This window comes from Candidatus Obscuribacterales bacterium, from assembly GCA_036703605.1.
Taxonomy (GTDB): Bacteria; Cyanobacteriota; Cyanobacteriia; order RECH01; family RECH01; genus RECH01.
The window spans coordinates 1-13,291 of record DATNRH010000087.1 but is presented as its reverse complement, the minus strand read 5'-3'; the positions used below and the strand labels follow the sequence as shown (position 1 = coordinate 13,291).

At 54.1% G+C, this 13,291-nt stretch carries 8 protein-coding genes; 5 read left to right on the top strand and 3 right to left on the bottom strand.

What is annotated here, in order from left to right; translation table 11 throughout:
* Positions 1 to 1,195, bottom strand: a 1,195-nt coding sequence (locus V6D20_01905; protein HEY9814551.1) for a mercuric reductase, incomplete at its 3' end; no start/stop codon positions are given.
* Between the two features lie 102 nt (positions 1,196 to 1,297).
* Positions 1,298 to 2,074: a TVP38/TMEM64 family protein gene (locus tag V6D20_01900; protein HEY9814550.1), complete on the bottom strand. Its 777-nt coding sequence runs from the start codon at positions 2,072 to 2,074 to the stop codon at positions 1,298 to 1,300.
* 342 nt (positions 2,075 to 2,416) lie between these two features.
* On the opposite strand from V6D20_01900, the gene V6D20_01895 reads away from it, so the two are divergent.
* The 3 genes from V6D20_01895 to V6D20_01885 all read left to right on the top strand — a co-directional run bounded on the left by V6D20_01895 (position 2,417) and on the right by V6D20_01885 (position 8,071).
* Positions 2,417 to 3,604 carry a DNA double-strand break repair nuclease NurA gene (locus V6D20_01895; GenBank protein HEY9814549.1) on the top strand — a complete coding sequence of 396 codons (1,188 nt, stop codon included), beginning with the start codon at positions 2,417 to 2,419 and terminating at the stop codon, positions 3,602 to 3,604.
* A gap of 201 nt (positions 3,605 to 3,805) precedes the next feature.
* Positions 3,806 to 4,645 carry a DUF4230 domain-containing protein gene (locus tag V6D20_01890; protein ID HEY9814548.1) on the top strand — a complete coding sequence of 280 codons (840 nt, stop codon included), beginning with the start codon at positions 3,806 to 3,808 and terminating at the stop codon, positions 4,643 to 4,645.
* Between the two features lie 168 nt (positions 4,646 to 4,813).
* On the top strand, positions 4,814 to 8,071 hold the full coding sequence (locus V6D20_01885) for a hypothetical protein (protein ID HEY9814547.1): 3,258 nt from the start codon (positions 4,814 to 4,816) through the stop codon (positions 8,069 to 8,071).
* Here the strand turns inward: V6D20_01885 and V6D20_01880 are convergent.
* Positions 8,068 to 8,274 (bottom strand): hypothetical protein, encoded by a 207-nt coding sequence (locus tag V6D20_01880; protein HEY9814546.1) that lies wholly within the window; start codon positions 8,272 to 8,274, stop codon positions 8,068 to 8,070. The genes V6D20_01885 and V6D20_01880 overlap by 4 nt on opposite strands.
* Before the next feature lie 215 nt (positions 8,275 to 8,489).
* Here V6D20_01880 and V6D20_01875 point away from each other — a divergent pair, with 215 nt between their 5' ends.
* A complete protein-coding gene (locus V6D20_01875; protein HEY9814545.1) occupies positions 8,490 to 10,655 on the top strand; it encodes a PAS domain S-box protein in 2,166 nt (721 codons plus the stop codon).
* 1,244 nt (positions 10,656 to 11,899) lie between these two features.
* Positions 11,900 to 13,291: PAS domain S-box protein (locus tag V6D20_01870; protein ID HEY9814544.1), on the top strand; the 1,392-nt coding region annotated here is incomplete at its 3' end.

Genomic DNA, 13,291 nt, shown 5'->3' with positions numbered 1-13,291 from the left:
AGAGACCCACATGGGCAATCTCTGGATCCGTGTAGGTGGCCCAGGGCATCACCAGGTTGCTGAGGCGATAGCGACCGAGACCAAAGGGAGAAAAGAGAGTATTTTTTAGAACAATCCGAGCTGCGGCATCGGCGGCATGGGTGAATTTCCAGTTCATGCAAATGTCCCCAGCGGCGTAGATATTGGGGTTGGTGGTTTGTAAATAGTCGTTGACCACCACACCGCGCCGCTGATCGTAGTCCACACCGACGGCTTCTAGGTTCAGGGTCTCGATATTGGGTGCCCGACCAGCTCCGGCCAGAATCTCGTCCACCTCTAAGGTATGGGTTTCGCCTTGAGAGCTATAGTGAATCACCTTGCCGTTGGGGGTGCGTTCCACGCGCTGGAGGTCGCAACCGAGGACGAGCTGAATGCCGTCTTGGATGAAGGCCTGTTGCACAATGGCGGCGGCATCCGGATCTTCCTTGTTGAGCAAATGCTCGCCCCGGTGGAACAGCACCACTTGGCAGCCGAGGCGATGGAAGGCCTGGGCCAGTTCACAGCCAATTGGGCCGCCGCCGATCACCGCTAGGCGTTGGGGGCGTTCGGTGAGGTTAAAGACCGTTTCGTTGGTGAGAAAGCCGGCCTCGGCTAGACCTTCGATGCTGGGACGCACGGCCCGGGCTCCGGTGGCAATCACGGCTTTCTTAAAGGTCAGCCGTTGCCCCTGCACAACGACGGTATTGGAGTCCACAAAGGCACCGTCACCGAGGAAGACATCGACGCCAATTCCCTGAAAGCGATCGGCGGAATCATGATGGCTAATGCCGGCCCGCAGTTGGCGCATCCGTGCCATGACGGCGGCAAAGTCTACGTCAATCTGGTCGGGTGGATGGATGCCAAAGGGAGCCGCGTTGCGCATGTCTGCTACTACCCGTGAGGAGCGAATCAGGCATTTTGAGGGTACGCAGCCCACGTTTAAACAATCACCACCCATCAAATGCCGCTCAATCAGCGCCACCTTCAGGCCCAGTCCCATGCCTGCCGCTCCGGCTGCCACCACTAAGCCTGCCGTGCCAGCACCAATCACCACCAAATCGTAGCGATCGCTTGGGGTGGGGTTCGTCCAATCCGCCGGATGGACATGGTTCACCAACTGTTGGTTATAGTCATCCATCGGGGAGATGGGCGCAGCTTCAAAGGCAGAATAGGACATGGGAGGTATGGGGTAAGGGAATGCAGGGGAACGAGTAGATGGCAAGGAATGGATCAGCATCGAGGACGAGCCTAGGGCTGGCGCTAGGGGGCGAGGTGAGAGCTAGCTGGGTTCATCCATGGCAGCGGCTGGATTGTCGAGATCACCGACTTCCTGAGCCAAGGCCCGGCGGGCAATGCGGGTGACAAACCAGGTGACCCCAAAGGTGGTGATCAAACCGACGATGAACAGGGCATATTCTGCGGGACTCTTGGGGCGATCGCTCTGGGTGAACAGAGCCGCTAAACTGCCGACAGCAGAGCCCAGGTAGGTATAGAGCAGGGTGCCGGGAATCATGCCCACAAAGCCGATCACGTAGTCGCGCAGGGAGACCCCCGTGATGCCAAAGGCGTAGTTCAGCAGCACAAAGGGAAAGACGGGGGAGAGGCGGGTGAGCAAGACTATTTTCAGCCCCTCGCGACCCACGGCCTGGTCAATGGCCTGGAATTTAGGATAGGCTTCTAGCTTTTTCGAGACCCAATCACGGGCTAGGTAACGCCCAACGAGGAAGGCGGCTGTTGCGCCTAAACTAGCGCCGATGAAGGCATAGATCGATCCAGCCCCAACGCCAAACAGGGCCCCTGCCCCCAGGGTCAGCAAGCCACCGGAGACGAAGGCTACTGTCGCAACCAAATACACAGCAATCAACGCGATGGGCCCGATCGCTCCTAGACCGGCAATCCACTCTAGGGTAGATTGAATCGTGGTCTGGATGGGAGAGCCGGGGGTGGTATCTTGAGCGATCGCCGTGCCGGTGCTGAGGAGTAAACCGAGAGTGGAAAATCCTATCATCAATACAAGGGTTGAGGACAAACGAACTGGAGACAGGCGACGCGTCATAGGTGTAATCCGGTGAGGAAACAAGGGTAAGGCGTATCTCTTGCTGTTCCTAATTTAGAAGGACGTTGCCCCTAGGACATGATGCCTATCTAAGCAAAACATAAATGTTTCCTGAGAAGTTTCCTGAGAAGATTGAAATCAGCGGACTGCCCGTGACAGGTGGACTAACAATAGACAGCTAGATAGAACGTATGTACTGAATCTGGATTTTGGTGTAGGATAGCAGCATGTCTTGGTCTCTACGACCCAAATCTTAGAAAGAGCTTCGATCCTGCTTAGCCTGGGAACGATGGTGGACATTAAGTTGCTAGATGAATTGAATGTAGCTTGGGAGCGATCGCCGTGTTAGATCTGACCAAGTTGGCCCAGCAAATGCAAGGCATAGGGCAGCATTTAAATCAGGAAGCCGCTACGGTGCGACAGCGTCTCGACCGGGCGACGGTGCTGGTGGCCCAGGCGGCAGAGCGGCAGACTGAGCTGGTGGCACATCATGACACCTGGGGCGATCGCTTAGGGTTCACCGCCGCTTGTCCCATTGAGCCCCTAGATACGGCTCTACCTCTGACGGCCGCCCCCAATGCCCACAGCGTTTTGGCCACGGACGGGTCTCAAATCGCCCCCAGCCACCATGAAATTGCCTACTGTTATTTAGTGAACGTGGGACGGGTGGCGTTGCATTACGGACAGTCACGCTATCCGCTTCTGGATAGTTTGCCCGAGGTATTTTATCGCGCCGAGGATCTCTATGTATCGCGGCAGTGGGGCATTCGCACTGAGGAATGGATGGGCTACCAGCGCACGGTGTCGGAAGCGGCAGCCTTGGCAGATTTGGCGATCGCTTCCCAATCTCCCCAACCAGAGGCAGCTCCTAGCCTAGCCATGGTGGATGGTTCGTTGATTTACTGGTTTTTAGATCCCCTGCCCCATGAGGCCCGCGATCGCCTCCTGCCCCCTATTCTTGCCGCATGGGAAGGTCTGCGCGCCGCCCGTATTCCCTTGGTGGGTTACCTAAGCGCCTCCCGCAGCAGTGAAGCCATGAACTTTTTGCGGCTGCATACCTGCCCCCATGCCACGCCCGATTGCCAAACCCATTGTGCCGGTCAGTCAGAGAATGCCCCCTGCCAGGTATTAACGCCCCTGCGGGATACGGTGCTTTGGGGATTACGGTTGCAGCCGGGGCAGCGCGGCCCCTTTTGGCGCAGTTCGGCCCATATTCTGTCTCTCTATGGCGAGCATACGATTTACTTTTGCTATGCCCATGTGGGGTCTGAGATTGCCCGCATTGAGATGCCAGAGTGGGTGGCGTTGGATGACACCTTGCGAGACATTGCCCTTAGTTTGACGCTCACCCAGGTGCAAAAGGGCTACGGCTATCCGGTGGCGTTGGCGGAAGCTCATAACCAAGCGGTGGTGCGAGGGGGCGATCGCTCTCGATTCTTTGCGTTGCTAGAACAGCAGATGATCCGGGCAGGTTTGCAAAATATCGGCACATCCTACAAGGAGGCCCGTAAGCGGGGCAGCATTGCTTAGGGATGGTTAGGGGAACAATGGTTGGGTTCTAGATTCAACTTCGCTCAGCCAGCCAGTTCCTGGGATGTTGCTGATTCTGGGCTGATGTACATCTTCTTGTCCTAGAGATATCTGGGGGCGATCGCTTGGAACTCGGGTTAGCATGAAGCTGTCAGGAACAAAGAGTAGGATGAATCAATCTAACACCGGGGGCTATTGAGGATGCGTAACCTGCAAGAGGTTCAGGACAACCAGGCTCAAAATCAAGAGATGCAGAGCCAGGATAAACAAGGCACAACAGCGCCAGCTAGCGATCGCTCCCTAGAACGAGCACCAGAACCGAGGCGATCGCGCCCTGTGCTGACGGCGCTGCAATATATTGCTCTGCTGTCGGTGGCGGGTCTGTTTGGATCCTTGTCCTTTGGTCTGATTAGCACTTGGCGCACGGGCTCTAGCCTGATGTCGCGGTTAACCGCTCCCCAACCGCCCGCCCAGGTGGACGTGCGCACCGTGCTGGTGCAGCAGGTGCGGGGCGCAAGTGAATTAACGACGGCGGTTTTTGCTATGGAATCGGTGGTGCCGGCCAGCCGCGATCGCACCCTAGCTGGCTACACGGTTGGCACCACGACGCTGCTCTACATGGCCTATGGAGAAGTGCGGGCTGGCGTGGATCTGAGTGACATGACGCCCCAAAATATTCAGGTTGATGGCGACCAAATTACCGTCACCCTACCGCCCCCCCAAATTCTAGATAGCAAGATTGATGTAGCCCGATCGAGCGTTTATGACTACGATCGCGGCTTTTTGGGTCTCGGCCCCGATGTGGCTCCAGAGCTCCAACAGCTTGCCCAAACTGAAACCCTGGCCAAAATTGTGGAAGCTGCCTGTCGGGAAAATTTGCTAGACGAGGCCAATGTCCGCGCTGAACTCGTGGTGACGCAGCTTTTGAGCACCGCTGGCTATGGAAACGTGACCGTTGAATCTCAGTCTGCCGACCCTGCCGCCTGTGCTGCCGCTTCAACGACTTCAGCCCCCGACTCTTCGACAGAGACCCAACCGTAATCTAACCTCATCTAAAGCACTCCATCTGCCTAGCCTTTTGGGAATGTCTGCCCAATTAGTTGTCAAATCATTGGCAATCTCCTAGTGTTGTAACCGCGAATATTGACTAGAATTGGCCCAGCGGGTTCACCTTTGAACGGCTCATGGTGCAGAGGACTATCAACGCTCATGTCGAATGGTGCAGACAATTCGTCTCCAGCTAGCCCCAAGTCTCACATTGCCCGTTGGATTTATCGGGTGTTGAGCGATCGGCGCATCCGCGTCAAGTTTCGCCTGCAAGGCAATCATCTTTACATTCTGTGTGAAGGGTCGCCCTGTCCTGACCAATCCCGGGCCCTGCTGCGGCTGTTGCCAGCTTTAAAGAAGACTGATATCAACAAGCTGCTGCCGTCTGCCGAGCCGGACATTTACCAAATTTTTCTCTACGGTCGAGTCACCGGGCATTCCCATCCACTTTGGCAGGTGCCCATCTCCCTGCACCAGCTCGATCGCCACTTAGAAGATCTCTACGGGGAGCCGTCAAGAGCGCAGCCTACGATCCCGAAACCCCAGCCCGCTGCCGCCATCATCCTATCCAACCAGAGTTTGGCGCGGCAGGGCAAGGTGGAGGCGATCGCCGCCTACCTCAGCGAAACCCTAAGTAAGCTGGGGGTTTCCGTACAGGTACGCAGCCGGCCGTTGCCCTACGAAAACCCGACTGCAGCGGTGGTGGATGGCACCCAGATGCCTGCTGTCAGCCAGCGATTATGGATCACCTGTGAGGCTAGCTATAGTCCTGATCCGTCCCTGATTTCTGAGCCGGTAACCCAGCAACTGCGTGGTTTGGAGCTGGAAGGGTTTCGAGATGCGGTGGTGTTCATCCAAGTGCGGGGTGAGCCGCGGCCGGATTGGGTGCTGCGGGTTGATCTAACCCCGGCGAAGGAAATTTTAAAGGAATGGGCCCGCTGGGGTGATGTTGATGCTCTGACGCGGCTGTTGAACCAGGCTTTGGCCGAGGCACGGGTGGGCATTGCCACAACTCTTTTGAAGCAATCCACCCTGCATCTAACCTGTTGCTGGCTGCCCGCTGCGGAGCGGCAACTGGAAACACATACAGCGCCTCCCATGGAGCGGGTGCGATCGCTGATTACGCAAACCATCGATCGCCTTGGCCCCCAAGGTATTCACCAAGCTGTGCTCTATGGGCAAGTGCCGGAGCAGAACGATCCAGGCTGGGTAGAGTGGCTTAGTTTGCCAGCTAGCCAGCATCAGGCCTTGGCAGAACCACCGACGATTTTGGCACGGCGGGGAGATTGGGACGCGATCGCCTTCTTGCTGAGTCGGCTGCTGAATCCCAACCTCGATCGCCACCTGGCTACCGCTGGCATTCGCCTCAAGCTGCTGCCCAAGGGTGATTTGCTCCATGTCATGTGTGATGCAGCCATCTGTCCTGATCAGCAGAAAGTGGGACGGGCGATCGCTAAATTTTTGAAATCTCTGCGCATCCCCAACCTAGCTGGCGTGCGGGTCTACGGTCGGCGGGCAGGGCAAAAACGTCCCCAGTGGAGCTATGGCATAGACTTTGTGCGCCGTCAGCGGTTCGTACCAGAAGCTAGCCCAGACTTTGCCGCCACCGATGCTCTGGTGGGCGATTTGCTCCTACGCCCCGATGATGGCATTTTCCGACCGGATATTACCCCGGAGGATCTGAAAACCCGTTGGGATCAACGGTGGCGATCGCTCCTGCCGGCGATTCAAACCGGCCTGATTCGCTCGCAGTTGTTCAGTCCTTGTGATCAGGTCGAATCGATCAGCGTGCCTGAATCCAGCAACCGGCAAATGGCGTCGCCTCAGTCCCCGCGCAACGTGGCCTTGATCTGGGGAACCGTGGGGCTATTGCTGCTGCTCCAGTGTGATTGGCTGTTGGGGCAATGGCTCTATGCAGCCCCTGAACCATCAGCGGCTGACCTAGCTTATCTAGAAGATCATTCATCTCTACTCTCAACCTCGCCACTGCCACCTCTGCGATCGCCCGACCCGGTTGAGGAAGCGGTTGTGCCGGAGCCCACAGCTCCAGCAGACTTGGCCCTGCCCGAGGATTGGACAGCGGCGGATGTCGATGGCGATGCCTTTGATGCCGGTGCCTTCACTCAGCCCGACGAGACTGTGGTTGTGGGAGATGCGGTGGGAGAACCTGAGGGCGATCCTGCCGCCGAGACGTCCCCCTCCGTTCTCCCTCTCCCAACCCCACCGACCGCATCTCCCAGCCTTCCCCCCATTGACCTACCCCAAGTAGAACTTGCCGATCCTGATCTAGAGCTTCCCCTCCCCTCTTTTAACAACCCTCAGCTCGATCAAAAACTCGCCCTGTATTACCAGCATCTAGAGCAATATGGTGCGCCAGATGTGTTGATTATCGGTAGCTCTCGGGCCCTGCGCGGAGTGGATCCTACAGCTCTGCAGGAAGAATTGGCCACCCTCGGCTATGAAGATGTGACCGTGTTTAACTTTGGCGTGAATGGGGCGACGGCTCAGGTGGTTGATTTAGTCGTCCGGCGACTCTTGGTGACTGAACATTTACCCAAGCTGATCCTGTGGGCCGACGGAGCACGAGCGTTTAACAGCGGCCGCCTCGATCGCACCTATACAGGCATTGCCTCCTCGGAGGCCTACCGGGAATTAAATGCGGGAACCCTGGCTCTGCCAGTGGTGGATGCTAACCGGATTACTACCCGTCCTGCTGCCCAGACCACGAGGGAAAACGTAGGGTTTTCGCTCCAGGAAAGCTATCAGACGATGGATCGGTGGCTGAGCGATCGCTTGGCCCATGGCTCCACGGTTCATGCAGAGCGCGATCAGGTTAAATATTTGCTGCAGCGCCAGTTTGCCGCTTGGTTGCCCCGCCCCGCTGCCTCTGAAACCCCCGTGATGATGACCCTCCCGGCAGAGTCTGCGGCAGTAGATGGCACCCTTCCCACCGATCTAGAAGCCATGGACAGCCAAACTCGCACAGACATTCGAGGATTTTTGCCCCTAGCTGTGGAGTTTAACCCTGCTACCTACTATCAGCAATATGCTAGGGTTTCCGGCAGCTACGATCGCGACTACGAAGCCTTCCGCCTAGAAGGACAGCAGGCCGAAGCAACCCAAGCCGTGCTATCCACGGCTCAAGAGCATGGCATTCCTCTGGTCTTCGTTAATATGCCGCTGACCGATGAGTATCTTGATCCGGTGCGTCTTGGCTATGAGCAAGAGTTTCGCCAGCAGCTTCTGAATCTATCGGTGAGCAACAGCACCTTCATCTTTCGAGATTTGGGTGAAATTTGGCTGGATCAATACCAATACTTCTCGGATCCAAGTCACCTTAACCGGACTGGGGCCTTTTCGGTTTCCCAACGTCTTGCCCAAGATCCAATGATTCCTTGGGCTGTAACCACAGAGGACTAGCTCAGCTTGAGCGCATTGACGGGGACGTCGTCCCAGGAGTCTACGGTGCGCAAACGGGCCATCCAGCCATCAGCTTTTTGATCTGCAGTCAGGTTCTCTTGAAACGAGATATGGCAAGCCTCGGCCTCGGTCTCGCTATCGCAGGCAATACAGGCATAGATAATACCTAGGGGATCAAGTTGCTCATTTATCCAAATAGTCACGGTGCGGTTCTTCCCCTATACGATCGCTATAGCTAGGTTATTGGAATTGTGGATGGTTCAACAAACACCCGCAGACTATCCTACAGAATTCGCTCAGGAATTGCAGCCGCTATGGGGTATTTCTTCTAATTATAGACAGGGCTAGAAACCCTAGCCTATGATTGAACTACAGCCGCTTCTGCCCCATGTGCCTCAGGATCGGCTAGCTATGACCTATGGTATCTATTAGCTATCTCGATGAATCTGTGCATCGACCGGCCCTGCGCGATCGCCTCCTGGCCCTAGAGCAAGATATTGCCGAGCATGGTTCTGGGACCGCAGCAGTTCGGTGGCGGGCAGAACTGGCAGCGATCGCTGCGGAGCTGGATCGAAGCGATAGTCCTAGGGTGCAAGGAGTTGAGGACGAGAGCGATCGCCCCTCTTTGGCTCACCTGCTTCATGCCTACCAAGTTCTCAATCTGCATCTAGAAAACTCGCCCCTTGCTTTCATTGAATGGGATGCTCAGTCTAAGATCCGGCGCTGGTCAACCCAGGCCGAGGTGATTCTAGGTTGGAAAGCCGAGGAGGTCATGGGTAAGTCATTACAGGATTTGAATTTTATTCATGACGATGATGTCACAGACGTCCAGCAGGTGGAAGAACGCCTGCTGCGAGGAGAACAGCGGATTATCCATTGCAACCGCAACTATCATAAAAATGGCTCGGTGGTGTATTGCGAATGGTATAACTCTTCGCTAACCGACGAACAGGGACAGGTGATTTCAGTGTTGTCGGTGGTGCAGGACATTACCGAGCGCCAAGCGGCGAAGCTGGCCCTAGAAACGAGTGAAAAACGCTATCGCCAGCTCTTTGATAGTGCCAACGATGCAATTTTTGTGCATCCATTGGGCGCTGAAGGGCAGTTATCTAACTTCTCCGACGTGAATACTGTGGCTTGTCAGCTTCTGGGCTACAGCCGTGAGCAACTCATGCAGCGATCGCCCAAGGATATTAGCCTGCCGGAAATGAATGACCAGTTACCAGAGATTGCTCAACGCTTGCAGCAGGATCACCAAGCTCTATTTGACATGGTGTTGCTTAGCCAGACGGGTGAACCTATTCCTACGGAGATCAACTCCCATTTGTTTGAGCTAGAGGGAAAGCTGACCGTGCTGTCTGTGGTGCGTGATAGTCGCGATCGCAAACAGGCAGAGCTAGAAATCCAAGCCTGCATCCAGCAAGAACAATCTCTCAACCGTGTGGTGAAAACTATCCGTAATTCGTTGGATATTCAAACTATTTTTTCTACCGCGACTCGCGAGATTGTGGATCTTTTGGGCATTAGCCGCGCCTTAATTGTGCAGTATTGTCCTGAGCAAGAATACTGGCAACATGTTGCCGAGCATCGATGTCACGAGAGCTTACAGGATACATTAAACACAACCATCCCCGATCGCGATAACCCCTTTGCCGAACGCATCAAACGCGGCGACATCATCTGTATTGATCAAACCAGTACGATTGAAGACCCCATTAACCAAGCGCTTGCCGATCAGTTTCCTGGTGCTTGGCTGATCGTACCCCTCAGGGTCAATGGTGAGACGTGGGGAGCCCTGACGCTGATGAAAGAGGCTAGTCATGCCGGATGGCAAGCGTCAGAACTCGAACTGGCTCACCGTGTTACGGATCAACTGGCGATCGCCATCCAACAGGCCCAGCTCTATCAGCAGGCCCAGGAGCAACTGGGCGAACGGCAGCGGGCTGAAGCAGCTTTGCGGGAATCCTTGGCAGAAAAAGAGGTGTTGCTGTCGGAAGTGCATCACCGGGTCAAAAATAACTTACAGATCATTTCTAGCCTACTCAATCTTCAGGCCAACCGCACTCACGATCCAACTGCCCAGGATGCTCTGCGGCAAAGCCAAAATCGGGTCAGCAGCATCGCTCTCATCCATGAACACCTTTACCAGTCCCATGATTTATGCAACATCAATGTTGCCCAATATGTCCGTTGTCTCACCGCCGACCTCTATCGCACCTATGCCACCTCCCTACATCCCGTCACCCTAGAGCAGGTCATTGATCCCCAGATCCACATTGACGTCGATCGGGCGATTTCTCTGGGGTTGATTCTAAATGAACTGATTTCCAATGCTTTGAAACATGGCTTTAAGGCCGGTCAAGCAGGCACTCTCACGATGTCCCTACAGGCTGTCAGCCCGGATGAATATGCACTCTCCATCGGTCATGATGGCCATGCCTTGCCCTCCGACTTTGATCCCCAATCCTCCCAATCCATGGGACTCAAGCTCGTCTCCATCTTGATCCAGCAGCTTAAGGGACGCCTAGAGTGCGATCGCAGTCCTCAAACTGTGTTTACCGTTTATTTCCCATCAAAAAGTTAAGTAAAGAATCTTTATCGTGAATTTCTTTTGGTAAGAGCTAAAATGGGCATAGATCAACCTAGCTTCCCTAGCTTGGCGACACTGCCCCCAGTTAGACTGGCAAAAGCACCAGTCTTGCTAGATCTCCATACTGATGACATAGATTCATTACCTCTATAGAGTTAGCTTAGAGCATCAGCATAGTTTTCTATGCCTAGCTCTACCCTCCTTAGTTAGTCAAGGGTGAGTAGGAAGCCCTATTTATTTATAAGATGTGTATAGCCTACTCCGCGAGAAGCAAACTATGGTATGGCGTGCACTTTATGCTGAACCATGCCACGCTAAAGCACACCATCCTACATCAAGCTCGATGAGACAGCCTGTCGAGATGATGCGCAGCTACGTCTAACAGCACCCTATAGCAGGAGGTTTCGCTTCTGGTGTAATGTGCCTTCCTTGTCATCCCATCATCATCATTTCATCATCATTTCATCATCATTCAAGCCACTAGACTATCCTATCTCATTGCTAGACTTGGGTTAGTGCTAACCTATCTAATCCCCACTACATCTAGAGAAATCTATCCAAGTGCTTGATTCATCTAATCTTAACGGTTTCATGCTGTCAAGGCTGAATGAAGGGGCATACCCTTAGTTTTAATCTTCAAAAAAACGTGAGATCAGAGATTATTAACCTCTTTATTCATCTTGAGTTGCTTGAAGGGCAGACTAGGCCGGGCTCAGACCAAACAGTATCTGCAGATCCCACATCCTAAGCTGGTTGAAGGATAGAGAATGAGAAGCTTTGCTATGCCGTGCCCGAACAGTATCGGTCATCATTTCAAGAGTGAGAGTTTCTGAAGCCCTAACGTCATCGAACTTGTGGAAGAGAGAGGAACCTACGCCATGATTATGTTGTAAGCCCAAATATCTTTGGAACACCAGGTTGAACGGAGGATGGTAAACGGTTGTCCATCCAGCGGAATCCTATGAAACCCTTAACAGGGTGCTACCCTCTTGGCGGATCATTCCCATCCGACGTGTAAAGAGACTTAGTCATCACCATGTATAACCATAGAGCCTTGTTGAATAGAATCATCGTTGAACAACCAAAGCGGCTAAGACTATGTCTGTCTGATTGAGACATGTCTTAGGGCGTTCATACCCTGATTCAAGACATCCTTAAGGCTGAGGACAACCTAGCAGGCTAGCTTGTTGTGTTGCGATCGCCCTCAGGGCAACCTTGCACCTTACTAGACGAACGTTATGGCAAAGATCCTCATTGTTGAAGATGAACCGATTGCAGCCTGGAATTTACAGGAGTCCTTGGAGTCTCTCTCTCACAACGTTGTGGGCTGTGTGAGTTCTGGGCGTGAGGCAATTCAGGTCACCCAGGCATTGCAGCCTGATATTGTGATCATGGACATTCGCTTAGAAGGAGACTTGGATGGCATCCAAACTGCCACGATCATCAACAATGACTATGAAGTACCCATTATTTATCTCACTGCTCACTCTGATGAAGTAACCCTAGAGCGGGTGCTGAAAACAGAGCCCTTTGGCTACTTAATGAAGCCCTTTCGGCTGAAGGAACTGCAGACGAGCCTCAACATTACCCTGCAGCGATCGCAATTGGAGCAACGGCTAGAGGCCTCCGAGCAACGGCTAGCAGTCACGCTCAACAGCTTGGGTGATGCGGTGATTGCTACCGATACTCACCAGCGCATTACCTTTATGAATCCGGTGGCTGAGCGCCTGACCGGATGGGATACCGAGGCAGCGATCGGGAAACCTATCAATGCCATCATGCGGCTACTGGATGCCCAAACTCGCCAAGATATCATCAATCCCCTTATCCAAGCTATGAGCGATGGGCAGGTCTTTCGTCTCCCCCAGCCGACTGTGCTGCAAAGCCTAGCTGGCCAGGAATATATGGTTAGTGACTCTGCAGCTCCGATTCAAACTGCTGAGGGAGACGTCATCGGTGGTGTTTTGGTGTTCACAGACCTCACCGATCGCCAAGCGCTGGAAGCTGAGCTACGGCGCAGTCAAGATCGCTATCAACTGGCGGTGCAGGCTGGTCAAGTGGGGGTGTGGGACTGGGTCTTAGATACCCATGACATTTATCTTGATCCTATCCTCAAATCGATGCTGGGCTATGACGAGGAGGAGATTGCCAACCAGCTAGATGAATGGTTAAAACATGTGCATCCCGGCGATCGCTCTAAGGTGGCGATCGCTTTGAATACTCACCTCAATGATGCCACCCATCAATTTGTCTGTGAACACCGAATGCTGCATAAAGACGGTAGCATTCGCTGGGTTTTAATGCGCGGGAGTGCAGAAAAGGATCGTCACGATCGCCCCTGGCGGATGATGGGTACCTATGTTGACATCACCGCCCAAAAGCAAGCTGAGGAGGCATTTCAGCAGCAGGCAAAGCGGGAGCAGGTTCTGAACCAGATTGCTCAACATATTCGTCAATCCCTAAATCTCGATCACGTGTTGCAAACAGCGGTGCAGGAAGTGCGTCATCTGTTAAAGGTTGATCGCACGCTGATCTATAAATTACCTAGTAACCTGCGGGGCAAGGTCGTGATGGAATCTTTAGCTCCGGGATGGGTGTCTATGCAGGGATGGGAAATTTTTGATCCCTGT

Coding starts and splice junctions, on each gene's coding strand:
- V6D20_01900 (HEY9814550.1), bottom strand. CDS start 2,074: ATGACGCGTCGCCTGTCTCCAGTTCGTTTGTCCTCAACCCTTGTATTG.
- V6D20_01890 (HEY9814548.1), top strand. CDS start 3,806: ATGCGTAACCTGCAAGAGGTTCAGGACAACCAGGCTCAAAATCAAGAG.
- V6D20_01885 (HEY9814547.1), top strand. CDS start 4,814: ATGTCGAATGGTGCAGACAATTCGTCTCCAGCTAGCCCCAAGTCTCAC.
- V6D20_01875 (HEY9814545.1), top strand. CDS start 8,490: ATGGTATCTATTAGCTATCTCGATGAATCTGTGCATCGACCGGCCCTG.